The 23472-nt window shown below is 57.0% G+C and carries 26 protein-coding genes; 10 read left to right on the top strand and 16 right to left on the bottom strand.

All coding sequences use genetic code 11. The features are described from left to right. Positions 1 to 2: 2 nt before the first annotated feature. The 5 genes from BSK43_RS14600 to BSK43_RS14580 form a co-directional block, all read right to left on the bottom strand. Positions 3 to 1253, bottom strand: coding sequence for a glycosyl hydrolase family 8 (locus BSK43_RS14600; RefSeq protein WP_077470952.1), 1251 nt, complete (start codon positions 1251 to 1253; stop codon positions 3 to 5). Positions 1254 to 1320: 67 nt separating this feature from the next. Beyond that, positions 1321 to 1524, bottom strand: a complete 204-nt coding sequence (locus BSK43_RS14595) for a hypothetical protein (RefSeq protein ID WP_077470953.1) — start codon at positions 1522 to 1524, stop codon at positions 1321 to 1323. Positions 1525 to 1719: 195 nt separating this feature from the next. Then, entirely contained in the window at positions 1720 to 2094 is a 375-nt protein-coding gene (locus BSK43_RS14590) for a VOC family protein (RefSeq protein ID WP_077470954.1), read from the bottom strand. Positions 2095 to 2158: 64 nt separating this feature from the next. Then, a complete protein-coding gene (locus tag BSK43_RS14585) occupies positions 2159 to 3229 on the bottom strand; it encodes a zinc-binding dehydrogenase (protein WP_077470955.1) in 1071 nt (356 codons plus the stop codon). A 35-nt stretch (positions 3230 to 3264) separates the two neighbouring features. Beyond that, positions 3265 to 4320 (bottom strand): aldo/keto reductase, encoded by a 1056-nt coding sequence (locus tag BSK43_RS14580; protein WP_077470956.1) that lies wholly within the window; start codon positions 4318 to 4320, stop codon positions 3265 to 3267. Between the two features lie 113 nt (positions 4321 to 4433). Between BSK43_RS14580 and BSK43_RS14575 the strand changes: the two genes are divergently transcribed. Together BSK43_RS14575 and BSK43_RS14570 are read left to right on the top strand one after the other, a co-directional pair. Further along, a complete protein-coding gene (locus BSK43_RS14575) occupies positions 4434 to 5429 on the top strand; it encodes an AraC family transcriptional regulator (RefSeq protein ID WP_077470957.1) in 996 nt (331 codons plus the stop codon). A gap of 113 nt (positions 5430 to 5542) precedes the next feature. Beyond that, positions 5543 to 5857: a hypothetical protein gene (locus tag BSK43_RS14570; protein WP_136686937.1), complete on the top strand. Its 315-nt coding sequence runs from the start codon at positions 5543 to 5545 to the stop codon at positions 5855 to 5857. Between the two features lie 159 nt (positions 5858 to 6016). Here BSK43_RS14570 and BSK43_RS14565 read toward each other — a convergent pair whose 3' ends face one another. Continuing rightward, positions 6017 to 6412: a hypothetical protein gene (locus tag BSK43_RS14565; protein WP_077470959.1), complete on the bottom strand. Its 396-nt coding sequence runs from the start codon at positions 6410 to 6412 to the stop codon at positions 6017 to 6019. A gap of 101 nt (positions 6413 to 6513) precedes the next feature. Between BSK43_RS14565 and BSK43_RS14560 the strand changes: the two genes are divergently transcribed. Next, on the top strand, positions 6514 to 6969 hold the full coding sequence (locus BSK43_RS14560) for a hypothetical protein (RefSeq protein ID WP_077470960.1): 456 nt from the start codon (positions 6514 to 6516) through the stop codon (positions 6967 to 6969). A 61-nt stretch (positions 6970 to 7030) separates the two neighbouring features. Next, complete coding sequence (locus BSK43_RS14555) at positions 7031 to 7300, top strand: hypothetical protein (RefSeq protein WP_136686935.1); 270 nt, start codon at positions 7031 to 7033, stop codon at positions 7298 to 7300. Positions 7301 to 7517: 217 nt separating this feature from the next. Here BSK43_RS14555 and BSK43_RS14550 read toward each other — a convergent pair whose 3' ends face one another. Continuing rightward, the gene (locus tag BSK43_RS14550; protein ID WP_077470962.1) at positions 7518 to 8159 is read right to left on the bottom strand and encodes a DUF1109 domain-containing protein; all 642 of its coding nucleotides are present in this window, start codon (positions 8157 to 8159) and stop codon (positions 7518 to 7520) included. Beyond that, complete coding sequence (locus BSK43_RS14545) at positions 8146 to 8703, bottom strand: sigma-70 family RNA polymerase sigma factor (RefSeq protein ID WP_077470963.1); 558 nt, start codon at positions 8701 to 8703, stop codon at positions 8146 to 8148. The genes BSK43_RS14550 and BSK43_RS14545 overlap by 14 nt, the downstream gene beginning before the upstream one ends. 266 nt (positions 8704 to 8969) lie before the next feature. Between BSK43_RS14545 and BSK43_RS14540 the strand changes: the two genes are divergently transcribed. From BSK43_RS14540 to BSK43_RS14530, 3 genes are all read left to right on the top strand, one after another. Next, positions 8970 to 9581, top strand: a complete 612-nt coding sequence (locus BSK43_RS14540) for a hypothetical protein (protein ID WP_077470964.1) — start codon at positions 8970 to 8972, stop codon at positions 9579 to 9581. Positions 9582 to 9708: 127 nt separating this feature from the next. After that, positions 9709 to 10569, top strand: a complete 861-nt coding sequence (locus BSK43_RS14535) for a cytochrome b/b6 domain-containing protein (protein WP_077470965.1) — start codon at positions 9709 to 9711, stop codon at positions 10567 to 10569. After that, on the top strand, positions 10566 to 11342 hold the full coding sequence (locus tag BSK43_RS14530) for a molybdopterin-dependent oxidoreductase (protein WP_077470966.1): 777 nt from the start codon (positions 10566 to 10568) through the stop codon (positions 11340 to 11342). Before BSK43_RS14535 ends, BSK43_RS14530 begins: the two co-directional genes overlap by 4 nt. A gap of 2187 nt (positions 11343 to 13529) precedes the next feature. Here BSK43_RS14530 and BSK43_RS14525 read toward each other — a convergent pair. From BSK43_RS14525 to BSK43_RS14515, 3 genes are all read right to left on the bottom strand, one after another. Then, the gene (locus BSK43_RS14525; protein ID WP_077470968.1) at positions 13530 to 14897 is read right to left on the bottom strand and encodes a HAMP domain-containing sensor histidine kinase; all 1368 of its coding nucleotides are present in this window, start codon (positions 14895 to 14897) and stop codon (positions 13530 to 13532) included. Further along, a complete protein-coding gene (locus tag BSK43_RS14520) occupies positions 14894 to 15565 on the bottom strand; it encodes a response regulator transcription factor (protein ID WP_077470969.1) in 672 nt (223 codons plus the stop codon). Before BSK43_RS14520 ends, BSK43_RS14525 begins: the two co-directional genes overlap by 4 nt. Before the next feature lie 453 nt (positions 15566 to 16018). Beyond that, a complete protein-coding gene (locus BSK43_RS14515; protein WP_077470970.1) occupies positions 16019 to 16948 on the bottom strand; it encodes a DUF3313 domain-containing protein in 930 nt (309 codons plus the stop codon). Positions 16949 to 17244: 296 nt separating this feature from the next. Here BSK43_RS14515 and BSK43_RS14510 point away from each other — a divergent pair, with 296 nt between their 5' ends. Then, on the top strand, positions 17245 to 19098 hold the full coding sequence (locus tag BSK43_RS14510) for an ABC transporter ATP-binding protein (RefSeq protein WP_077470971.1): 1854 nt from the start codon (positions 17245 to 17247) through the stop codon (positions 19096 to 19098). Between the two features lie 61 nt (positions 19099 to 19159). On the opposite strand, the gene BSK43_RS14505 is transcribed toward BSK43_RS14510, so the two are convergent. Then, complete coding sequence (locus tag BSK43_RS14505) at positions 19160 to 19537, bottom strand: hypothetical protein (RefSeq protein WP_077470972.1); 378 nt, start codon at positions 19535 to 19537, stop codon at positions 19160 to 19162. A gap of 366 nt (positions 19538 to 19903) precedes the next feature. Here BSK43_RS14505 and BSK43_RS14500 point away from each other — a divergent pair, with 366 nt between their 5' ends. Next, a complete protein-coding gene (locus tag BSK43_RS14500) occupies positions 19904 to 20479 on the top strand; it encodes a YdeI/OmpD-associated family protein (RefSeq protein ID WP_077470973.1) in 576 nt (191 codons plus the stop codon). 127 nt (positions 20480 to 20606) lie between these two features. Here BSK43_RS14500 and BSK43_RS14495 read toward each other — a convergent pair whose 3' ends face one another. Next, positions 20607 to 21356 (bottom strand): SDR family NAD(P)-dependent oxidoreductase, encoded by a 750-nt coding sequence (locus tag BSK43_RS14495; RefSeq protein ID WP_077470974.1) that lies wholly within the window; start codon positions 21354 to 21356, stop codon positions 20607 to 20609. A 132-nt stretch (positions 21357 to 21488) separates the two neighbouring features. Between BSK43_RS14495 and BSK43_RS14490 the strand changes: the two genes are divergently transcribed. Continuing rightward, positions 21489 to 22109 carry a TetR/AcrR family transcriptional regulator gene (locus BSK43_RS14490; RefSeq protein WP_077470975.1) on the top strand — a complete coding sequence of 207 codons (621 nt, stop codon included), beginning with the start codon at positions 21489 to 21491 and terminating at the stop codon, positions 22107 to 22109. A gap of 81 nt (positions 22110 to 22190) precedes the next feature. Here the strand turns inward: BSK43_RS14490 and BSK43_RS14485 are convergent, their stop codons facing one another. The 3 genes from BSK43_RS14485 to BSK43_RS14475 are packed head-to-tail and all read right to left on the bottom strand — an operon-like array spanning position 22191 to position 23361. Further along, positions 22191 to 22448 (bottom strand): hypothetical protein, encoded by a 258-nt coding sequence (locus BSK43_RS14485; protein WP_077470976.1) that lies wholly within the window; start codon positions 22446 to 22448, stop codon positions 22191 to 22193. Positions 22449 to 22481: 33 nt separating this feature from the next. Further along, a complete protein-coding gene (locus BSK43_RS14480) occupies positions 22482 to 22922 on the bottom strand; it encodes a MarR family transcriptional regulator (protein WP_246662581.1) in 441 nt (146 codons plus the stop codon). A gap of 10 nt (positions 22923 to 22932) precedes the next feature. Beyond that, entirely contained in the window at positions 22933 to 23361 is a 429-nt protein-coding gene (locus BSK43_RS14475; protein ID WP_077470977.1) for a polyketide cyclase, read from the bottom strand. Positions 23362 to 23472 lie beyond the last annotated feature (111 nt).

The following is a 23472-nucleotide window of genomic DNA, read 5'->3' as shown; positions in this document are numbered from 1 at the left end:
CATCATGGCCCGGGCTGGGTCCAATGGCCGGTGATGGTGATCATCGCCAGCAGCTTCAGTGTATTGCCGTAATAGTCTTCACTTTCCACGCTCCGCCTTGTCATGTCAGCCCAAAGTGCATCCAACCAGCTCTGGTTCACAGATTCAATGGATGCGGATACGGCAAACATCGACACGAAGGCCACGGCGTCACGACCGCTTTCTGCTGCCGGATTGCCGTTGAGCATGTATGTGTCGGCGATATTGGCTGGATTGCCGTGCGTTGCGCCCTTGATCCAGCTGTTGAGCGGCCTGAGCGCCAACAGTGCCCGTTGGTCATCATTGAGCAGGTAATCGAGAGCAATGCGCCAGGGATAGCGCGATGCGTTCCACGAATAGGCGCCATCATTGGGACCTTCGAGAAAATTGGCCTTGGCGGGGTGTGGTTTCACCGGAAGGCCGACGATGAAGTCAGGCATCAACGCGGTCTTCGAGCTGTATTTGCTGCGAATCCTGTCGATGATCGAATAGGTCTCGTCCCGCACCGCATACCATGTGCGGTCTCCCGTTGCGCTGGCGAAGGTCTTGAAATGGGACACCATGAAGTCGGAGGATCGGGTGACGGGTGCATATTGCACCTCGTCATCATCATCGACCCAGTCGCCGATGCGAACGAACCGACTGTCGGCATCGATCTCGTGCTTGCCGATTGCTCCTATGACCTTCAATGCTTCTTTGCGGTAATTCAACTCCCCTCCGCTGCCCCATTTTCTGTCGGCAAGGAGCAAAGCATAGGCGATATCGAGGTCACCATCGGTGGCACTGTGGTCGCCGGCAACCTCAGGCGCATTGCCGCAGCCCTTGGTCTGGTTCCATGCCATAAGTCCAGGGCCTGACTTGGCCGGATGGTCGTGAAAATAGCGAACCATTCCATCAAAGACTGCGTGTGCGTTCGGATCGAAATCTGCCATCAGGACCGATATCAGCATCCCGTAGCCATGAGCCTCGGATACTGTGATCGAAGATTTCGCCGCTCCGCCACCGACCGACTTGCCGTCGGCTGTCACCCCCACATAGTAGCGGCCGCTTCCGCATCCCTGCACGAGATAGACCGAACGCCATTTCCCATAAAAATCGACCAGGGATTCATCCAATTGCCGCTGGGTGAAACCCGTCGGGCGAATGCCCTGGGCGGATTGGGCGGCGCCCGTCGAAATCCCGAATACCGGCAGCAAAGTCATAAGAAGCGTAAAAAGGCCTTTTCCAATTCTCATGAATTCCCCTGATTTACAGCCTTCTTTGTTGCCTCACGAAGACGCCAACCACACCGACCGACTTCGGTCAGCCGTCGCTTTCGTAGTATGCGATCTGATCGATTCTGTGTTCAAGCTCCGGCTCGAGATGCAAGACCAGCAGCGGACGCGGCTCTCGCTCCACATCGCCAATCGTATTGAACCCAGGAACATGAAGACCCGCAACGATGCCGGCCTTCGCGGTTGAATACCGTTTGCGAACGGCTGGTTTGATGCAGCAATCGCGCTGCATATTTTCTTTCGCCTTCTAGCCCCATTCGGGGGTGCGACGACATCTCTTGGCCGATCGCGGCGATGGAGATCTTGAGAGGATGTGAACCGGCGGCCTCGGATGACATTTTGGCACCGGCGCAATATAGTGATGTGATTTCAGCTATTTGCAGGCTTGCCATAGGTAATTGGAATGATGGAACTTCCTGCTAGTCCTTCAGGCGCGCTCCTGTGGTCGTGGTTCGAAGTACTCGACGACGAGGCCGTCTGGATTGCGGGCGGTCAAATTCCGCCCGAACGGCCCTGCCTGCGGCCCGTGGAGAAGCTCCGCACCATTGGCTTTTAGCCAGTCGACATATTCATCAAGTGAATCCACGTAGAAGATCGCCGAGGCATCGCGGATGGGAGCGAGATCCACGATAGAACCGGACAAGATCAGAACGCCGCCAATCTTGGCTCCGTTTATCCTTCGCTCCGGCACGTCGAACCGAAACTCGCATTCGATCCCCTGCACCTTTTCGTAGAATGCGATGACGCTCTCAAACTTCTCCGTCTCCGCGTAAAGTCGAAGGACCGTTTCAGTGACTTGCATTGTATTTTCCTTTTTAGATTTTGGGTCCGCCCCCGAGCAAAGGCCGGGGGCGGCAGCCGGTCGGCTAGTTACGGACAACAATGCACTCAAGGCTGCTAGCCACGCGAGCGGCCTCCATGGCCTCCGGGACCGCCGTCATTGGAAAGACCGTCGCCTTGATCGGGCTCAAATCGAGGCGGCCGATGCGCAGAAGGTTGAGCAGCTTGAGATGAGCGTCGGCCTCATACATCAAGTGGCCGATGATCTCGAGGTTGTTACCCATCAATTGCATATAGTCGACGGGAATCGGGGTGGCCATGCTGCCCATCAGGACCAGGCGGCCGTTGCGACGAAGGCCTCCGAGCGTGGCGAGCGTCGCGCTTGGATCGTCCGCCTGACCGACCATATCGAATGCCATCTCTGCGCCGCCACCCGTCAACCTTCTCAACGCCTCGGTGTCGACCTTTACGTCACCCGTCAGTGCGACAGTCTCTATCCGACCACCCATTGCCGCCGCGACGGCGTCGAGCTTGTGCTTGTTACGGCCGACGCCGATGACTTTCCCCGCCCCCATCGCCATTGCGACCAGAGCCGCGGTCGTTCCATAGGCTCCAGTTATTCCGTTGATAATGATGGTTTCACCGGCTGCCAAACGGCCTCGGACCAGGCCGCCATACGGAACAACGCAACGACTGAAGATCGAGAACTGCTCCGCGGGAATGTGATCCAAACCTTCGACGGGTGTGACGGTGGACACCGGGTACAAAGCGTATTCAGCGAGTGTTCCGTCGGGCCAGTCCTTCTGAAGCGCCTCGCCAACGCCGCCGAAATTAGTGACGCCGATCAGGATCTGCGCTTTGTCCTCGACGTTTTCCTGCGTCACCAGATGCGACGAGAGAATGACGCGTTGACCAGGCTTAAGATGCCACACGTCGCGGCCAACCGCCTCGATGGTGCCGAAGCCATTCCCGCCCGGAGTGAACGCGCCTTGTGGGGGACGATACCTCCTAAGTTTACCTTCCACGTACTCCTTCAGATAGGACATCAGTGACGACGTCTCGATCTTCACCAGCACGGCGCCGGGTCGAACTTGCGGCACTGGGACGTCGCGAAGCTGGAACGGGGTACCAAATCCGTCGATCTGCCAAGCCTTCATAATTATGCTCCTTAAAATGTTGTTTCGGGAATGAGTCAAATGGGCTGTTCGCCCGGCATCCAGCTTGCGCCTTTCACGGAATGGCCTGATGGAACGCGGGAGCTTGCCCGGTAAGTTTGGATCCAGCCCGGATAGGCCGGCGCCAGCTTGTTGGACGCCTCCAACCTGCCAATCTCTTCATCGGACAGCACCACATCGATGGCGCCGAGATTGTCCGCCAACTGATCGCTTCGCTTCACACCGACGATGACGCTGGTGACAGCCGGCCGCGACAATAGCCAGGCGATGGCGACCTGCGCCGGCGTGCATTCCCTCTCGCCAGCGATCGCCTTCAGGACGTCGATGATGTCGAAGATGCGGTTCTCGTCCACCGGCGGGAACTGGAGATTGGCGCGGCGCGAATCCTTGTCCACCGCACCATCCCTGTCGAACTTGCCTGACAGCAGTCCGCCAGCTAACGGGCTCCAGCATAACAGGCCCAATCCTTGATCGATGACTGCAGGCACGAGTTCCCGCTCGATATCCCTGCCCGCCAGCGAATAGTAGGATTGGACCGAAACGAACCGGGACAACAGACGGCGCTCTGATATCCCGAGAGCTTTCGTCATCTGCCACGCAGCATAGTTGGAACATCCGATGTAACGGACCTTTCCTTGGCGGACGACGTCGTCGAGTACCTCGAGCATTTCGTCCATGGGGGTCAGCCCGTCGAAGTTATGAACCTGATAGAGATCGATATGATCCGTCTTCAGCCGGGTTAGGCTCTTTTCCAGCGCCTGCATGATATGAATGCGCGACTGGCCGACGTCGTTCGGTCCCTTGCCGACCCGGCTGCTGACCTTGGAGGCAAGTACGACTTCATCACGACGATCCTTCAGGATGTCGCCGAGCAGTGCCTCGGAGCCTCCGCCAGTGTATACGTCGGCTGTGTCGATGAAATTGATACCTGCATCAAGGGCCACCCCGACGATGCGGCCTGCCTCCCCCAGAGACAGGTTCCCGATCGGATTTGCAGTGCCGCCGAAAGTCATCGTTCCCAGGCAGAGCCGCGATACGAACGTTCCCGTAGTTCCGAGTTGATTATACTGCATCGCCAGGTTCCTTTCGTTGCCGCTTGACAGATAGCACCCGAAAACCGCTTGTGTAATGGACTGATCGTCTCCTATAATCTTCCAAACGTATCCAAACGTCCGAAATTAGTTTTATGGACCCTTTGTCCGATATTTTGACGATGTTCACAGTGCAGCGCGTGGCGACGATCCGGTTCGAGTCGAGCGGACCATATGCGTTGCGGTTCTCCGGCTATGACCACATCAAGTTCGGAGCTGTTCTCACCGGGCAGCTCAAGCTTTGGGTCGAAGGCAATCCCATCCCGCTCGAACTCGGGCCTGGCGACTGCTATCTGCTGACCGATGGCCTCCCGTACAGGACGTCGAACGCAGACGACGCCCAGGAGGTCGACGGCAATAGCTTCTTTGCCGGCGCGCGTGGTGAGGACGGCGTGATCCGCTTTGGTGACAGCCCTCCGGACAAGATCGTAATCGGCGGGCGTTTCGTTTTCGATGAGGAGGGAGCAGCCTGGCTTCGGGATGCTCTGCCGCCCATGATACACATCAAGGCGACCTCTCCCGCGGCGGCTCCTTTACGTGCGACCCTGGCGCTTCTCGGGACTGAAGCGGGCGGAGGTGCTCCCGGCGAAGGTGTCGTTGTTGACCGCCTCGCGGACATCCTGCTGGTCCAGGCGCTTCGTGCATTCCTGTCAGAGGTGGGCCCAACGCAGGCAGGCTGGCTTGCAGGTCTCGCCGATCCAAAGCTCGCAAGAGCCCTGCGAAGCTTCCACAATGATGTCGCGGCGGATTGGTCTGTCGCCTCCATGGCCGCCGCCGCAGGCATGTCCCGCTCCTCCTTCGCCGAACGCTTCAAGTCGGTGCTTGGGGTGGCCCCGCTGGACTACGTCACCCGCTGGCGCATGCTGCGTGTACGCCGGGAACTGATCGACACGGACGTCGCATTTGTCACGATCGCTGCAAACAACGGATATCGCTCCCGTACGTCTTGTAGCCAGACCTTCAAACGGGTCTTTGGCCACCCGCCGCATGATCTGCGAGGCTACTCCAGTCCCGACTTCGGAAACCAATACGAGGACGGACCTGTCCGTGGCGGCCCGTCACCCGTGGAAGCGAAACGAAACCTTGCCTGATCTGAAAAAATCTGAGTTAAAAAGCGTTCCTCATATCTGGGGCAATTCGGCTTGACTGGGCCTGACCCCCGCGCAACTTTTGTGTGACCAACTCTTGCGATTCTAGGAATAATGTGAGCGCAACGACAGACTTTATTGCCGAGCTGGTGCGGGCCGCAAATGAGGTCGAGAAGCTGTCATCCTACGAGGTCAGCAGGATGCTCGACAGATCGGTGAATACAATTCGGGAGCTTAGGCACGAACTTGGTATCGTTCCAGTGCAAGGTAGGGATGCGCTGACTTACATCAGTACGGTTTCAGCAGGAGCCGCACAGGTTCCGAATGAAGAGTGGTACCACGGACTTCTACATGCCGCCGAAATGATCCGCGACCTCCATATCGTGCGCGATACCGGTACTGAGTTTCGAATTTCCGAAGTTGAGCGCTGAAAGCTTCGGGCCTTGGAACGTTCGTGAAACCAATCGAATTACCAGCATGGCGACCATCAAGGTATATCGCCGAGGCTATGGTCGGGTCGCTTGGGGGGCAGAAAGCAATGCCTGTACGGGAGGACCGTTGTTGCTTCGGCAAGACAATTCAGCCTGGACTTAATCGAACAGCCGTTTATCTGGCACAGGCGGTTGTTGCAAGAAGGCAGCCGTCACAGACGATACCGTCCAGAGAACGCCCATCACACCGGACACAAAGCACAACTGCGAGATACCTGCCAGGAAATTAGCCCGGTTCGGCGCAATGAATTCGAATAGCCACGGAATACCCGCGCCGACGAAGGGAGTAACGATCCAGGCTAGCCATCTGACGCCAAACCGGGCGGCGAAATATTCGATTGGTGCGAATATGAATACGGACATCCCGATACAGGGCACCAAGAGAAACATGACTATTATCCAGACAAGCCCCCCACCCGTCACCGCGACGAGCACAAATCCACACAGCAGTTGAAGGGCAATCCGCCCGAAAAGGCCACCAAGCGTCATATACATTCACCCCTTTGCACTACTCTACGCTACGTAGGATTGCAGCCGCGTTTCTCGCATGCATAAAATGCGAGCCATCCTATGAATATTCGGGAGATCAAAGGCGTATGGGACTGTTCGACTTTCTGAAGCGCCGGAAAATGCCAGCGACAATCGAAGATGCCATGGCTTCCCAGGTAGCAGACTTCGTCAACGCCTTCTCACACCCGCAAGCGCCCATCGACGCGTCAAAGCTCCACTACTCAGAAAGCTCGTTGCGGCTCGTTGATCAGGTTCTGGATGATTTTTACCGAAAACAGGCCCCGTTGCCCGAGGACCTTCACTTTCTAGCCTCCTCCTATGTTTTCGAAACTGCTCGACGTCAGTTTGGCGGCCGTTATCTTCGTGGCGACCAGGATAACCCATTCGTGCTGGTCATCGGCGAGCCGGAATTTCGGCTTGGCGTTCTGGTGATAGGCAAAATCAGGGGCCGAGCTACCGACGGACCGGAAGATAGTATTCCGTTCTTCTATGCTGGCATTGTGCCGTTGGTTGAAAAGCGAGCCGACGCGACGCTGGCCTAGAGGAGGTAGCGGCTGGCCACCAACTGAAATGTTGATTGGGGATGAATTCGGAGAACGATGGGTGCGAAAAGTGCTGGGAACGTTTTGTGCAGAGAGCCGCAACGGGACGATGATCATCCTTGAGGGAATGTCCGATCTTCCCTTCGGCACCAACCTCATTGTGAAGGTGCACGCGCCCGGCAAAGCAGTGAGAGAGGCTACCGCCATCAAGGATCGGCTTCATTCGCGCGCCCTCACGCCCATGTTAATCGAGGGTTTCCTTTTAGTCGGGATGGAGAAGTCCGATCTTGAAGGCGGTACGCAAATCGAATTTTGTACAGACGCCGCATAGTCAGATCATTGGACCAATCGCCTTCTGCCTGCAAACCACCATGGCTGTTGAATTCCATGTGAAACTCACCGAAAGTTCCATTTCGCGACTACCCACAGATGGTTCAAAATTAGGAACGATTTCAAGCACCTGTCGCGGCCTAATAGGGTCAACGCCGAGCGGAAAAATGGGTCAGATCATGGTGGACTTCAACACGCCAGGCATTTCCCTTTGCCGGTTACCAACGCAGACTGAGTTTGCCGACAACGCTTCCCAATAACCCACTCAGCAGAATGCCAAGGGTGTACCAGATTGCGATAAAGGGGATGCCGTTTTCGACGCAAGCCAATGCGTACACCCACGCGCCAATCGCGCCCGCGCACGCGCCGGCGACGAAGCCGGCAAGTCCCGGATTGAAGGGGGCCGCGCGGCGCAAAAACCACATGTTGGCGAAGAATGCCGGAAGGCCGAATGCAACGATGAGGAACGGGCAGAAAAGCGCCGAAAATCCAAATATCAAGCCTGGATAGGATGACGTCGGCGACAAGACGAGCTGCCCAATCGCCAGCAGTGCAATGACAGCAAACGCTGCCGTCGAAAAGCGAATCATATTGCCGATTAGACCGTCAGGGCGAGCAACGTGATCAAGCGCAATTATCGTCGCGCCCATCAAACCTGCCGAATATAAAAACTTGACCCAAAAGGCAGCCATTGTGACGTGGTGCGAATGCGAGCGGAAAGCGAACGATGCGAGCAGAGCAACAGCCGCGCCGATCACACCGAAAATTATGGCGGAGGCAAGCCGCTTCCGCAGCGCATGCCGGCTTACCGGAGTAAGGTCACCCACCAGAGTGTCTATGAGATCATCAATCTTCGTCATTGGCAAAACCCAGCTTGCGTCCAATCGCGCGCATCCCTCGGTGAATGCTGACACGAACCATTACTTCCGACTGCCCCGTATCGGTCGCGGCTTCAGCGGTCGTCTTTCCAGCGATCTTGACTTGCCGCAGGAGCTCTCGCTGCTTGGCGGGCAGTTGATCCAAAAGCCGATCGACATCCAAGTGGGCAAACAGCGCCTCCTCGCGAAACTCTGCCGCAACCTCGTCCAGCAATGCAACTTCGACACCGTTCTTTCTATCGCTTGCTCTGAAGTGGTCGATCAGCTTGTATTTCGCGATTTTGAAGAACCACGCGGTAAACGGCCTTTCCCGATCATAGGTAATCCGCCGGCTATGAACCGCCAAAAGCACCTCCTGGACCAAATCCTCTGCGTCCGGTGGGGCGTTAGACCCAAGCCTCTTGCGAAAAAACGTTAAAAGGAGATCCCGCAGAATAGAGAGCAAACGCCTGTATGCTGCCTCATCGCCATCAAGCGATAGAAGCATCAAACCTTTCAGGGCCTGTTCCGATACCAATTTAGTCATTCACGGATCATCATTCGTTGCCTGAGGCGACTTGTTACACACCAGGCTCGCTTTTTTATCGCCTCTATCGTGATCACATCCGCGTGACCGCTGCAACACAATCGCACGAACTCCGAATGAGGGTACGGAATTGAAGACCAGATTGCTTTCGTCGGTTGGACGCGATTGCAAGCTGGCCAGCTTCTCCAAAGCGATCACTTCCACGCGCCGTGCCCGTCGGCCGAGCGGGGATCACAGACCAAACGATGAAAGATATGGAGAGCAGAATGTCGCTATCAAAAATGAAGATCATCGGCGTAGCAATTGCCCTTGGCACACTGGCCGCAGTGTCTGCCCACGCTGCCGATATGGCCCGTGTTCGGGGCGTTGTGGAAAGCCTCAACGGCGATACGCTGGTGGTCAAGTCGCGCGAAGGTAAAGACGTCACGATCATGCTGAAGTCTGGTTGGGTGGTCAACGGGATCGTCAATGCCTCCGTCACGGACATCAAGCCTGGCGATTTCGTCGGCATCGCTTCGGTGCCGACGGATAGCGGCGTCAATGGCGCACTTGAAGTGCTGATCTTCCCGGCCGCCATGAAAGGCACCGGCGAAGGCGACTACGGCTGGGATCTGAAGCCGAAGAGCTCGATGACCAATGCGACGGTTGCGAGCGCCGTGACTTCGGTCAACGGTCCGACCCTGTCACTGACCTACAAGGGTGGAGAGAAGAAGATTTCCATCCCGCCGGGCACGCCTGTCGTCACCTTTGGCAAAGCCACCAAGGACGATATCAAGCCGGGCGCCGGCGTCATCATCAACGGTACGACGACGGGCGACAACATGGTCGAATCCGACCGCGTCTTGGTCGGCATCAACGGCGTCGTCCCGCCGATGTGATCTGCTCTAAAGACTGCAAGACTGCCCGACCGCAAATAGCGGTCGGGCAGTCAGCGCGCAAAAAAATCGCGCCGACTGATCTTAATCGAACGAGCTGTTTCCAGGCAGCATCATCGGGGTAACGAACATGGCCAGCATAGAGCAGATCGGCACCGCGCCGCCGCCGCGCCCGGCAAAAATCTTCATCCGGCGGCATTCGGTTCTGACCCGGATCACCCACTGGATCAACGTCCTCTGTCTGACCCTGCTGCTGATGAGCGGCATGCAGATTTTCAATGCCGATCCGCAGCTGCATTGGGGTAACTATGGCGCCGTCGAAGACCCGTCATGGTTCGAGATTGCAAGCGACCAGGACGGCGACAATATTGTCGGCCGACTGCGTATAGGTAGCCTGTCGATTACGACAACAGGCGTTCTTGGCGCCTCCATGGTCGACGGCGAAATGACGCCGCGCGCCTTTCCCGCCTGGGCGACCATTCCGAGCTTTCAGGATCTGGCAACCGGCCGTCGCTGGCACTTTTTCTTTGCCTGGCTGTTCGTCATAAACGGTCTTGTTTATGTCCTCTACAGCCTGATTGGTGGCCATTTCCGCCGCGATCTGCTGCCGACGGCAGAAGATGTTGCGCCACGCAACATCTGGCACGAGATCAAGGACCATGCTCGCTTGCGCTTTCCGAAAGGCGAGAAGGCGCGGCGCTACAACGCGCTGCAGAAGCTGACCTATCTCATCGTCATTTTCATCCTGTTGCCGCTGATGATCGGCTCGGGGCTGACAATGTCGCCTGCCATCGATGCCGGCTATCCCTTCCTGCTCGACATCTTTGGTGGCCGCCAATCGGCCCGCGCCATCCATTTCATCACCGCCTGGAGCCTGGTGCTGTTCGTCATTGTCCATGTGGCAATGGTTATCCTCTCCGGCCTCTGGAACAACATGCGTTCGATGGTGACCGGCCGTTATGCCATCGCCAACGAGGAGACAAAGCGATGAATTCGATCTTTACCCGCCGCCGCTTCCTCATTGGCTCCGCAGCCGGGCTTGGCGCCATTGGTCTCACGGGCTGCGATGACGTCGTGCAGAACCAGCACGTCCAGCAGGTTCTGGCCATGGCAGAGCGTCTGACCATGGGCACCCAGCGACTGATCGTCTCGCCGCAGGCGCTTGCGCCGGAATATACGGAGGCCGATATCTCGCCGAGCTTCCACCCGAACGGATCGACCCAACCCGGTAGCGCCGAATATGTCCAAATGGCGCAAACGAACTTCGTCGACTGGCGGCTCAAGATCGATGGCCTGGTCAACAGACCGATGGAATTGTCACTGGCGGACCTGAAGAAGCTACCGTCCCGCACACAGATCACGCGCCACGACTGTGTCGAAGGCTGGAGTGCCATTGGCAAATGGCAGGGCGTGCCGCTCGGGCTGATCCTGCAGAGTGCCGGCTTGAAACCGGGTGCGCGTTATGCCGTCTTCTACTGTGCCGACGAACTCGAACAAACGCTCGACGGCAGCGGCCGCTATTATGAGAGTATCGACCTGATCGATGCCTTCCACCCGCAATCGATCCTTGCCTATTCGCTGAACGGCAAGGATCTGGCAGTCGAACACGGCGCACCTTTACGCCTGCGCGTCGAGCGCCATCTCGGCTACAAGCATGCCAAATATGTCATGCGCATCGAGATACGCGACCGGTTCAGCGATCTCTGGGGCGGTAATGGCGGATTCTGGGAGGATCGTGGTTATGAATGGTATGCCGGTATCTGAGGCGCGCATGCAAGGCGCTCCACTGGCGCATCGCTTTCTATGCGAAGCCCGAGGCACGTATCCATGATAGTTCGGCAACCGTTCGCTTGCCGGCTCATTGACAGCGATTGTTCTCCAAGAAGCCGGATATTCGGCCCACCGCCGCAATGCCAAAAACTATGACGCTTCTAACGGCGCAGCGGACATCCATTGAACTCCAGAAATGAGGGGCAAAGCCGATTAAACTCGCCGATCGAATTCGACGTCACCATCTGATGAAACCGGTGAACCGACGTGGTCTTGAAAGGATTCGAACCGCCAACCCCTCCCTCTCGATTGTTTGTGACTCGGAGTCGAAGATTAACCCCACCAATATCCGCACAAGCATCTGAAAATGCTGAAGATATCGAAAAGCAGTAGGGGTGTCGCTTTCAGTTCCCGATTGCAAACGTCAAAATGTCATGAGCGGGTTGGGTTTAGCGGCTAAAATGGGCCTTGATTTCAGCTAAGGATTTCACTTTCGGCTTGGAATTGCAAAAGCGGGCAGGCCTTGGATATTCCCGAATTTCTGCGGGGCGGTGCTTATGTGTGCGATGCATTGCATGGAAGGTGAATTGGGGTTCCGCGGGTCCCTCCAGGAGCCGACGTCCCCTACTCCTGACGAGATTTGGCGCACGAAGACGTATCCGAATTTCAGCTAAGCGCTGCAATTGCAATCGGTGACTGAAATCGACACCGAATGCGCCCCACGTACGGTGAAATTTCCCAATTTTCACTCCATTAACCATATGAATTAACGTTATTCTTTCGCCATGATGAATCGAAATTGCCTATGACTTCCATTAGCCATACAGCGTTTGGTTGATGTTCTAACCATCGATAAGTACCAAGTATCGATAGTTACGGATTTCAGGCTGCAAAACCGGTACGTTGATCGTCTTTGATCGGTGGAATTGCTTGGAAAGCCGGGCTTCTTGGCTACTTTTCGCCCAGATTCGGCGAACCCGTTTTCTTGATTGAGTGGTGCAACGTTTGCTCGATCCACCAACTTGAAGCCCTCCCCTCCTGCGTCCTGGCGTCGACGCATGTTAAAATCGACACTCGAGTGCTTGATCCTTCGCAAAACAGCTGATTTGGCCGTGGAGGCTCACGGACGGGCCTTCCGCGCGCAAGACGGGTTGCTGCCTATCATCGACTGGAAGAGGCGCTGTATCACCTCCCATTTTGGCCATGGAACACGCTTGCAAACCATCGCTTTCTCACGCATTCCAGATCTGTACAACACATCCTCAGCAGGATCGAACGAACGCTGACAAAACGACGCCTTGGCAACTCGTTGTGAGGATTGCCATTGCGAATCCCGGCCTGCCGCTGCGCGATATTGCAACTCAACCGCGAGATGGATATCAAGCAAGCCTGTCAAATTCCAGAGACAGATGCGCTGTGAGATAGCGTTGTAACCTCGGAGCTACCCAATTGCGAGATTAAGGCGCTGGAGTCATGTTTGAATATCAATATGGCGATTGGCCCACCTACGAGTGCCCCAATTATGATAGCCGAGAGAAAATATCGCGCCGCGATACTCACTATGGATTCGAGGTAATTCATTCAGCTTCTCCACGCGTGTTGCGACCCTCGCAACTTGGATCGCAGCTCCGTCATTCTTTCGCTAAGCGAGTGATCAGAGCCGCCAACCTTGGGTCCGAGACATTCGTCTGGCCCGGTGCTCGCATCTGTTAGGTATTGAATGTTACCGCAGTCTGATCTGCGGTGAGGACGCCGGGCGCTCCGTTGGTGGCGCCTCGTCTGTGTCCCGACACGACGCTTATCGGTGCGAATTCTGACGTATATTCCATGGGTTACGGGAGTTTTTCGATCGTTGGTGGCCAACTCCGCCATAAGCTAAGCTTTGGCGGACTTCATTCAGCCGCCGGCGAGAGACAGGCCCTGTGCGACCCGACCGCTGCTGGTTGGCAGTCTGATGAGGAGATTGCCCCTACCTGTAGCAAGGGGAGAACTGCCGGCTTGCGCGCCCCGCGATAAGGACGGTAGGCGCCGAGGCGACAATCGCCTGGAAGGGGGCGTAGTATCATCCTTACGAACGCCCCTCACCTCCGTGCATCTTAATTTCCGAAGTCACGGCTTTAGCCTGTGGAGGTGTTCACTCAGCTTAAATGCAGCAAATTCCGATGTGGGTGCCGCAAGTTATCAATGTGGTGAAAAAACCAGACATACCGTCAATCCCCCACCCGGAGTTTCTTCGAGAAGAACGGATCCGCCGTGAGCATGAATGACTTGAGCCACAATTGCCAATCCCATTCCTGTGCCGTCAGACATAGTGTTTATGCCCCGGGTAAAGGGGCGCAGCACAGCATCTCGTTCCGCGGCTGGAACTCCAGGGCCGTGGTCTATGACCTTCAACATGAGGGTATCAAGGACCTCGACAATGATTGTGTCAGCGCGTTGAGCGTGGTGTACGGCATTGGAAATCAGATTATCGAGCGCAACACGTATGGCTGCCTCCGATCCGGAAACGATGACCTCAGCCTCCGGAGCGCGCAACTCGATTTCGAGACCCTGCTTGATCGCTCTCGGCACGTGATCCGCGATGGCCGAGCGGACGATCGTTGTCAGGTCGACTGAGGTAAAAGCCAGGGATTGCCCGGATAAACGGGCAAGCTGTAGCGATGTCGTCACGATCGAGGCGAGACGTGTGACGTCGCGGATCAACATTTCCCTGACTTCGGCATCCTTCACCAAATCAAGCTTTATACGCAGCTTGGTCAGGGGCGTCCTCAATTCATGGGACGCACTTGCAAGGAAGTTCCGCTGCGCTTCGAACGCATTATCGATCCTCATGAGTGCGGTGTTAAACGCCGCGACCATGGGTCTGAGCTCGGCTGGTGTATCGCCATCGGGAATCCTGCGACCGTTCGGAAGACCGTCAATCCGTTCTGCCGAATCAACAACCTTCCTGACGGGCGCCGCAATCGTGCGCTTTACGATGACCGCCGCGATCGTTGCGGTCGTAATCAGCACGAGACCCAGCAAATGATACAGGCCCTGGGGCCAGACGGACCAGAGCGCCACAAATATGGTCTGAGCATAGGAAAGTGAAAGGCCGCCAACGGCGACAACTGCTTTCGGATTTCGGTCGTCTACCAGCCTCAGTCCGAGATAGCGTTCCCCGCCAGAGGTATAGTAAAACTCCGAAGCGAAGATTTCCGAAGGAGCCGCATTGATGATTGCGTCGACCGACACGGGGATTGCGCCATGAGATACCGTCTCTTGCCCGTCACTCATCAAATACCAGAAAGAAGGCTCGGCCTCGGCAAAACCCATAATCGTCGCTGAGATCCCTTTTGGGGCCAGACGCAGCCGTCCGTTGCTGTCGTGGTCCATACTGGATCGAATGAGCTTGCTGAACGCGTCCGCGCTAACGCGTTGGCCGGACTGAGTATTCGTGCTCAAAAAGACACCCAGCGTCAGAACCGTGCTCAACACCATGACGACAAACATGCCGACGACCAGCAGACTGGCAACCGGAAATGCGATCGAGCGAGATGGCCACTTCATTCTTGCACCAGCATGTAGCCGATCCCGCGGATGGTGCGAATGTTCACGTCACAATTGGCCTCGCGCAATCGGCGACGCAGGCGGGAGACGTGAGATTCTATCACGTTCGATTCTATTTCATCATCGAGGCTGTATGTGGAGGCCTCCAGCGTATCGCGCTGGACCACGCGCCCAGCCCTCCTCATCAACGCTTCGAGAATGCCCAGTTCACGTCTCGGAATGTTCAAGACGGCTTCGCCGATCATCGCCGATCGATGATTGAGATCGAAGACCAGATTTCCAAACTGCGTACATCCCGTTTCGTCCAGGTTGTAGCGACGCAGAACAGCCCTTGCTCGCGCGACGAGCTCCATCGGTTCGAAAGGCTTGCCGATATATTCGTCAGCGCCCTTGTCCAATGCCGCGACAATATCAAACGGATCATCCAGGGCCGTAAGGATCAGCGTCGCAGGCCGCGGACGCAACTGACGCAGGATGGGTAATAGGGAAACGCCATCACCATCGGGAAGGTGGCGGTCTATGATCACCAGGTCAAACTTAAAGGCAAGTAGTGCAGCCTCCGCCTCGGCAATCGTCGTGAATGTATCTGTCACCCCAATGGAGGTCTCCATCATGACTTTGAGAGACGACGCCAACTCAAGATCATCTTCAACGATTAGGATGTGCATTTTTTGCCTTAACTAGAACCTGGGCGCATTTGGCGACAGGCTGCCTTGTAGCAGTTTTGCGGGCATCGACAGTCACTCCTGAACAAAGTTACCGTCGATCCGTCACGAGGAGGCAGCTTGAGCCCGCTATCGAACGGATCATTCGTTAATAGTCATAATTCGGCGCTTCAATGGATCTCTCCATTCGATGCTCGCGTGCAAGGTCAATCCGCTGTTTGCAAACGGCGAAGGCTGTCGTGTCACGTTCAAAACCATATCCGGCGCAGCGATCGCCATCCACGGAAGACTGGCAGCTTGCGAGCCAGAGACCAAGTCCCACAGTAAGAGCCAGGGTAAGCCAATAACGCATGATGATACCTCAATAATCTACATTCAGTTCAACGTCCCAGTTTTGGATGCGACGCGAACCTTACGGTAATCTGACGGTTACAGCCGTCGTTATGCCCGCGGCTGTCAGTTCGACGTCACAACGCCCGAGACCGAGGAAGACGCAACGCCTGGGGAATTGCTTATGGGAGAGCCCTTGTCCGTCCAGGAGGGCGGCGCTCCGAAGGACGCGCCGACTGCGCCCAATAGGCCGGGAGAGCGCCCGTAATTTTCACAGAGCGGCGATCCGGGTCTCCCACCAAGGCCGGTGCGAATTTCGTAGATGGAAGGTAGGTGAATATTGAGGGTGCCAGGTTCTTTGCCGGCGATGACCATCCTGGAAAACTCGGTTCCAAATGACGCCGCCAGATCGTATGCGTCCCCTACCTTTGATACGCGCGCCTCGTTGGAGAAGGAATTCGCGCCGCGAGACCACACGATCGCGGCGCGCTGAACGCCGTTGTCGTCGAGCGCCTCGGCTTCGACCGCCAATCCACCAAGCCCAAAGGGAAGACGTGGGATCTGAACAGGCAACGCAATTGAACTGCCGATCGAGATCGCTTTGGCTGCACCGGCGACCGTCGGCTGGGTCGGCACGATATCGGTAATGACCGATTTTATTGTCAGATCGGGAGATGCGCCGACGGGGACAATCTTATACTTTTCGCTCATGGTGAAACAGATGGCACGATCTATAGCGTTTGAGACCAACAGCCTGTCGCCTGAATTTTGAATCCTGTTTCCGGCCGAAAACGTCATGGTCGTTGGCCAGATGGCGACTGTTTTGATCTCCTTCAATTTCACGCTGTCCAGATAAGTCCTGGATTTCGAAAACTTGCCTTTAGGAGCGCCAAGCTTGCTGTAGGAGGTAAGCATGCCCCCTTCCTTTAGCGGAACTGAGCTGCAACCGCTTGTGATTATCAAGATTGACATCGCCGTCAGAACAGACCTGTGCCTCGCGGCTGATGGCCTAACGCGCGCTCTCGTCAAGCAACTCGCCAATGCGATCGAATGCATTTTCACAACTCCTTCATGAAAAGTTGCATCCGATTGAAGGTCCAACATTATGAGAACCTTACAGGGCCATCACTCTCGCTGCTCTGCTCCCTTTTATTAAGACCGCCCCGCCCCCACCTCGGTCGCCCTCCCACGGATACTCCCAAATCCGGCGCTTGAGTGCTTGGCATGCCTACCGCCGCATTTCTGACATAGCCCAGGGTGTATCAATTGTGATTGCAGCCGGAAGATGTTCCTATCTGAGCCCGTGTAAATGAGTCCCTCGCCCTCCTTTCCATTTAGAACACGAGCGAGCCATGTCGATTTCAGACGCCATATACCGTCCCTTCGAAAAACTGATCCGGCCGCTCGATATCCCCTACCGGCCGCTGCCATCGAAGGGACCGGTCGCTGTCCTTCTGCATTTCATATCCATGTTTCGCGGGGTGTTGATTGGGCTCGCACTTTCTTCCGTGGCGATGGAGGCCATCAACCTGACCATCGTCTGGGGGCTTTCGGTCATTGTCGATGGCGTCACGCAACAAGGCGCTTCAGCCTTCCTGCGCAATGAGTGGCCTCTACTCGCCTTTCTCGGCTTGTTGATCTTTCCGGCCATGCCAATCGCCTCATTTCTGCTGAATACGCTCACATCACATACGCTCGGCATTGGCATGCCGGCCGCTATCCAGTGGCAGGGCCATAAGGCGGTGGAGCGGCAGGATCTGGCCTTCTTCCACGACCTCTATGCCGGGCAGGTCGCCTCGCGGTTGCAGCAGGTCGCCTCCGCCGTCCAGCAGCAGATCATTGCGTCGTTCCAGTCCATCCCCCGCTTCCTATTTCAGTTGGTTGGCTCGGTTGTCCTTCTGAGCGCGCTGTCCTGGCAACTTGCCTTGCCTGTCGTTATCTGGATCGCACTCAATGTGGCGTTCACGTTCAAGGTGGTTCCCAGCTTTGTCGAGCTCTCCCGCCGCACGGCCAAGCAGCGCAGCCTCGTCGCCGGCGCCATCACAGATCTCTACACCAATATGCAGATGATCAAGCAGTTTGCGGCTGAAGACAGCGAGGCCGGCGCGATCCGCCGCATCATCCAAAAATCCGTCCAGACGCAGCAAAGCGAACAACGCATCTATCGGACATCGGAACTGACCGTCGTGGTCCTGAACACGGCGTTGTGGCTGGCGATGCTCGCGATAGGCTTTTCGGGGCTCATCAACGGGTTCCTCTCCATCGGCGAGTTCGTCGGTGCCATCTATATCCTGAACCGGCTATCGGCACAGATCTTCACGTTCCTGCAGATGGGTCAGCAGATGTACCAGGCGGTTGGCACGATCAAGGACGCAATGCCTGTGATGACAACGCCACCCACCATTACGGACCGACCGGACGCTGCTGATCTCAAGGTCGAGAGCGGTGAGATCCGCTTCGAAGACGTCCATTTCGGTTACAAGACGGGCAAACCCGTTATCGCCGGGTTGTCGTTGACGGTTCTGCCAGGTGAGAAGGTCGGGCTCGTCGGCCTTTCCGGAGCCGGCAAGACGACGCTCGTAAACCTGCTCCTGCGCTTCTATGACATTGGAGATGGTTCGATCCTCATCGACGGCCAGGATATTCGGGTGGTCACGCAGGCAAGCCTTCGCCGCGCCATCGGTGTCATCGCCCAGGATGTCGCGTTGCTGCACCGCTCGGTCGGCGACAACATCCGTTACGGCCGGCCAGAAGCGACTCAGGATGAGATCGAACAAGCGGCGATCACGGCAAAGGCCGATGCATTCATCGCCGACCTTTCGGATAGCGACGGCCGCAAGGGTTACGATGCCTTCGTTGGGGACCGCGGCATCAAGCTCTCAGGTGGCCAGCGGCAGCGCGTGGCGATTGCCCGCGCGCTTCTGAAGAACGCGCCGATCCTTGTGCTCGACGAGGCAACCTCAGCTCTCGACAGTGAGTCGGAAGCCGCTATTCAGGAGAAACTCAACGTGATTATGGAAGGAAAGACGGTGATTGCCATCGCGCATCGCCTGTCCACCATTGCCAAGATGGATCGAATAATCGTGCTTGATAAGGGCCAGGTCGTGGAGGAAGGCAGGCCGGACGAACTGGTTGATCAAGATGGCTTGTTTGCCCATCTGTGGCGACGCCAGACCGGCGGCTTCATTCCTGAGAAGCTCAGCTGAGGCTTGATCCACCTCTAATCAGCTTGCCCTTATAGTACCCCGGCCGACGAAATCGTCGATATCAACGCCATCCACCATCATAACGATAGTCCGAGCCGTCAAAAGCGCGATAGTCGGAGTCGTCCTCGTAACGCGGACCGTTGCTGTAACGGTAGCGCGAGCTGCCGTAATCGCGATAACCGACATTGCCTTCGTAGCGAGGGGCCCTGGTGTAGCGATAGTCTGCATCATCATCATACTGCGGACGATCCCTGTCCTTGATGAGAGCGCCGGCGACCAGCCCGCCGATGATACCTGCGGCCAACCCGCCAACGATGGCAGCCCCTCTGTCGCCGTGGCGGTGCTCACGATAGTCACGGGCATTAGCCGTCCCATAGGACGTCAGGATGCTGCCGGTCGCAACCACAGTGGCAAGTGTCGAGAGAATGATCTTTTTCATCGTCTACTCCGTCAGAGCCTGGGTGAGGAAGTAAGCTCTTTCTGGTGACTAAATGACATTGGCGCGCTGAACCGGCTGTGAATGTTGCATTTCGCTGCCGTTCATCAAGCGCTGAGCAGAGGCGCCACGCCATCGGCCCTGGGCTAACTTCGGCAGGCAGCTTTCCGGTTGGACTTGCTTAGCTGCGTATCGCGCCAAGAAGCCGCTTCAGCATCTTCTTCTGGTATCAATGCCCACGCAAAACCCAGGCGCTTTTATCCGAAACACCAGGTTTTGCGACATGAACACCTGCATAGCTGACAGAAACTGTCAGTAGGTCGCTGCTACAAGATCGGATCACCAATTATCAGGGTTTCGAGCACCGTCATGGATGTCGATTTCAGCAAAGTTCAGGCGTTTCCGAATGCCGCCGCCTTCGATGCCTGGCTGGTCAGCAACCACTCGCAATCATCCGAGGTCTGGGTCAGGCTTTTCAAGAAGGGCTCCGGGACCATATCGATGTCCTGGTCGGAAGCCGTCGTCGCCGCACTGGCATGGGGATGGATCGATGGAATCAAGAAGAGCCATGACGAGGCATCTTGGCTTCAACGGTTCACACCGCGCCAGGCGAAGTCAGGCTGGTCGAAGATCAATTGTGCGCATGCCGAGAAACTCATCATCGAAGGAAAGATGCGTGACCCTGGACTTCAGGCCGTCCTTGCGGCCAAGTCGGACGGCCGTTGGGATGCCGCCTATGCCAGTGGAGCAACCATGCAATTTCCCGAAGCATTCTTGTCGATGCTGGCAGAGAATGCCGCGGCGAAGAGCGTCTTTGACAAGCTCAGCCGCGGCCGCCTCTTTTCGATCTACCATCGCATCCAGACTGCGAGACGGGAAGAAACCCGCCAGAGGATCATGACTGACTTCATCCGAATGCTGGCGGAAGAAGAACAGTCAGGCTGAACCGGATTGTCAGGCCTATGATCCGACCGAGAGGGTGGCCCGATAAAATCGGGCACCTGCCCTATCTTACGGATATTCGCAAGGAATCACAGCATCGCGTGGGAGTGCATTCCTGGTGGCCTTTCGGTCACCATGGAAGAATGCCGCTCGGGCCGGTGAAGGTCCCGGTCGGGCTCTCAGTGTCGAGGGCCGCGCGGACAAGGTTGCGCGCCCCGACTTCCACCGTATCCGTGCCCTGGAAGTTGTTCAGCGCCGTGGCCGTGAAGCCCGGGCTTGCCGCATAAACCTTGATTCCCTCGGGTTCCAGATCAATGGCAAGCGACAGCGTGACGGCATTGAGAGCGGTCTTCGAGGCTGCATAGATGACACCGAAGCCGGCCCGGTACTGGAAGCTCGGGTCCGCATTCAGCGTCAGCGACCCTACGCCGCTCGAGACATTGAGGATGCGAGCGGACGGCGCCGCGCGAAGGAGCGGCAGCATTGCCTGAGTAAGGGCCAGAACCGCAAAGACGTTCGTCTCCCAGACGGTCCGCATTTCGTCGATCGATGCGACGCTGGCCCGGCTCGCCGCCATATTCTCCTCAAGCGACCGGCCCGGTCTTCCGGCATTGGAAATGGCGGCATTGTTGACGAGAAGGTCGAGATGGCCGAACTCGGACCAAATGCGGTCGACGGCGGTGGCAATGCTTGCGGCATCCGTCACGTCGAGCTGGATGGCATGGGCGTCGGCGCCGATGCTTTCGGCAGCTTCCCTGCCCCTTTCGAAATCCCGCGACCCGACAAGGACGACGTAGCCATTGGCGACAAGCTCACTGGCGATCTGCCGACCGAGACCCTGATTTGCTCCGGTGACCAGAGCGATCATCTTTTCCTGCATGGAAACAGTCCTTTTGGATGATGTGTCTTGTTTGAAAGCATGGAACTGAGTATTGCAATTAAGTGGATCAACGATCCATATATAGGCATATACGGAACATTGATCCGCTTATCAAGGGCATGTATACTTTCGATGGACTCGCGAGGCGACAGGGAAAAGAGTGCCGGCACCAAACGTCGCCTGCGGGCGGACGCCAGGCAGAACGAGGACATCCTTCTGCAGGCGGCGAAGGAGGTGTTCGTGACTTCGGGGGTCGATGCTCCGGTGCGCGAGATCGCGTCGAGGGCGGGCGTGGGCATTGCAACGCTCTATCGTCGTTTCCCGAAACGGTCCGACTTGATCCTGGCCGTCTTCCGCCGGGAAGTTGACGCCTGTACCGAGCAGGCCGCCGTCCTTGCGGCGGCGCATCCACCCGGCGAGGCGCTGGCACGCTGGTTGAAGCGATTTACAGGGTTCCTGGCCGCCAAGAAGGGGCTTGTCGCAGCCCTGCATTCCGGTGATCCCGCCTACGACGCTCTGCCTGCATATTTCCGCTCCAATTTCGAGCCTGCGCTTGCATCCCTGTTGAAGGCCGCAGCTGCACACGGAGACGTTCGGGGGGATGTCGAGCCGGGCGACCTGCTGCGCACGATCGCCTACCTGTCCATGGCCGTGTCGGAGCCGGCCGGCGAGGCGTATCTCGATCGAATGCTGAGCCTGCTTGTCGACGGACTGAAGTTCGGCGGCGCCGCGGCCGAGGGACGACGCCTCTGATTTTTAGTCCGCTTGCCATGTCGGGCAGTGCTCACGAAGAGATAGCCGGCTGCAGCACGGCCTTCATACAATCTCCTGCGATCATTCTGGGTTGCTGCTGTAAAGGCTGGGCGAGACCTCTTCGTCGGCAAGCTCGGGAAAAAGCTTTCTTCGCATCCGCGCCAGGGCTTCGGCTTCCTGGCTGCTTCGCTGCAGCTGGATTGCAGTCACGTCCTCGAATGGCGACCCGTCCGCCTGTGCGATCCGAACCACTCCGCCATTCGCCAGGAAGTCGCAAAACGACCGCAACGATCTGAGACGCGTTGTCATTTCCACATAGCGATGGTCGTCTCCGGGCAATTCGACCTCCTCTTGCGACGGCAATCCCGATCGTCAGCGAATGTCGCCCGCAAGCTGTTGCAGCATAGCGACAAGTTTCGCGTCGTCCACCGGCTCAAAGAAAGCCGCATCCGCACTCTCGACGGCGACAATGGCACGCTGTGCCGATGCCGCTCCGGCCTCGGTGATGCGAATGACCTTGGCGCGGGAGTCCTTGGGATCGGCCTCTCGTGCAACCAGCCCTTTGGCCTCAAGCCGGGCAATCACGTCCGAAGTCATCTTCACGTCAGTGCCCGCCTGAGCGGCAAGTTGCACCTGATTGGGGGGCTCGCCATGACGACCGAGCCACATCGCCGAGGCCAACAGCACGAACTGAACATGTGTCAGGTCAAGCGGGGCCAGCGCCGCCGTCATGGCGCGCTGCCAGCGCATGGTCGTTCGCCACAGCAACAGTCCAGGGCTGTGGGATGGTCCCTCTTTAAAACGCGTATTCAAATGCTCTCCATCAACCAAGATGCTCAAACTCCTTCGCCTTTTCGAACAGCCTGGTCATCGTGACGTCGAAGTCGCCGCTGATCTGCGGTCCGAGTTCCGGTCCTACTTCGCCGGCCGAGGGGCCGGAGATCTCGAGGCGGTGGGTCACTTGCGTGCCACCTTCAACCGGCGTCAACGTATGCCGGAACAGCAATGTCGTATCGCCGAAGGACGTCTCGTCGGCATAGGTCACATTCTCTACAAGGTCGACAATGGTGGCTTCGAACGTGTTCTGCCCCATGGGAGTGACCGACACCCGCGTGCCCTTGGCAAATGGTCCGTGCAGCACGAAGGTATCGGCGCCTTCATAGGTCAGACGGCCTTCGTGCACAGCCTTGAGTGCGTTCCAGATAGCTCTTGCCGGGAGGGGGGAAATGGCGGTGTATTCATTGGTCCACATTGCCTTGGCTCCATCCTTCTTGCTCGATGAGCGATTTAATCTATACACAGATTATCTGTGCACAGACTATATTACAAGAAGAATCTTCGAGCCTCATTGGACACCCTTCCC

The organism is Rhizobium sp. P44RR-XXIV, from assembly GCF_001999485.2.
Lineage (GTDB): Bacteria > Pseudomonadota > Alphaproteobacteria > Rhizobiales > Rhizobiaceae > Rhizobium.
This window is presented reverse-complemented; position numbering and strand designations above follow the sequence as displayed.

Bases quoted from the DNA above. Each gene is read 5' to 3' on its own strand.
- BSK43_RS14540 (WP_077470964.1), top strand. From the start codon at position 8,970: ATGTCGCTATCAAAAATGAAGATCATCGGCGTAGCAATTGCCCTTGGC.
- BSK43_RS14585 (WP_077470955.1), bottom strand. From the start codon at position 3,229: ATGAAGGCTTGGCAGATCGACGGATTTGGTACCCCGTTCCAGCTTCGC.
- BSK43_RS14590 (WP_077470954.1), bottom strand. From the start codon at position 2,094: ATGCAAGTCACTGAAACGGTCCTTCGACTTTACGCGGAGACGGAGAAG.
- BSK43_RS14490 (WP_077470975.1), top strand. From the start codon at position 21,489: ATGGACTCGCGAGGCGACAGGGAAAAGAGTGCCGGCACCAAACGTCGC.
- BSK43_RS14545 (WP_077470963.1), bottom strand. From the start codon at position 8,703: ATGACTAAATTGGTATCGGAACAGGCCCTGAAAGGTTTGATGCTTCTA.
- BSK43_RS14575 (WP_077470957.1), top strand. From the start codon at position 4,434: ATGGACCCTTTGTCCGATATTTTGACGATGTTCACAGTGCAGCGCGTG.
- BSK43_RS14515 (WP_077470970.1), bottom strand. From the start codon at position 16,948: ATGCATTCGATCGCATTGGCGAGTTGCTTGACGAGAGCGCGCGTTAGG.
- BSK43_RS14520 (WP_077470969.1), bottom strand. From the start codon at position 15,565: ATGCACATCCTAATCGTTGAAGATGATCTTGAGTTGGCGTCGTCTCTC.
- BSK43_RS14530 (WP_077470966.1), top strand. From the start codon at position 10,566: ATGAATTCGATCTTTACCCGCCGCCGCTTCCTCATTGGCTCCGCAGCC.
- BSK43_RS14580 (WP_077470956.1), bottom strand. From the start codon at position 4,320: ATGCAGTATAATCAACTCGGAACTACGGGAACGTTCGTATCGCGGCTC.
- BSK43_RS14560 (WP_077470960.1), top strand. From the start codon at position 6,514: ATGGGACTGTTCGACTTTCTGAAGCGCCGGAAAATGCCAGCGACAATC.
- BSK43_RS14525 (WP_077470968.1), bottom strand. From the start codon at position 14,897: ATGAAGTGGCCATCTCGCTCGATCGCATTTCCGGTTGCCAGTCTGCTG.
- BSK43_RS14535 (WP_077470965.1), top strand. From the start codon at position 9,709: ATGGCCAGCATAGAGCAGATCGGCACCGCGCCGCCGCCGCGCCCGGCA.
- BSK43_RS14495 (WP_077470974.1), bottom strand. From the start codon at position 21,356: ATGCAGGAAAAGATGATCGCTCTGGTCACCGGAGCAAATCAGGGTCTC.
- BSK43_RS14595 (WP_077470953.1), bottom strand. From the start codon at position 1,524: ATGCAGCGCGATTGCTGCATCAAACCAGCCGTTCGCAAACGGTATTCA.
- BSK43_RS14500 (WP_077470973.1), top strand. From the start codon at position 19,904: ATGGATGTCGATTTCAGCAAAGTTCAGGCGTTTCCGAATGCCGCCGCC.
- BSK43_RS14565 (WP_077470959.1), bottom strand. From the start codon at position 6,412: ATGTATATGACGCTTGGTGGCCTTTTCGGGCGGATTGCCCTTCAACTG.
- BSK43_RS14510 (WP_077470971.1), top strand. From the start codon at position 17,245: ATGTCGATTTCAGACGCCATATACCGTCCCTTCGAAAAACTGATCCGG.
- BSK43_RS14505 (WP_077470972.1), bottom strand. From the start codon at position 19,537: ATGAAAAAGATCATTCTCTCGACACTTGCCACTGTGGTTGCGACCGGC.
- BSK43_RS14550 (WP_077470962.1), bottom strand. From the start codon at position 8,159: ATGACGAAGATTGATGATCTCATAGACACTCTGGTGGGTGACCTTACT.
- BSK43_RS14475 (WP_077470977.1), bottom strand. From the start codon at position 23,361: ATGTGGACCAATGAATACACCGCCATTTCCCCCCTCCCGGCAAGAGCT.
- BSK43_RS14600 (WP_077470952.1), bottom strand. From the start codon at position 1,253: ATGAGAATTGGAAAAGGCCTTTTTACGCTTCTTATGACTTTGCTGCCG.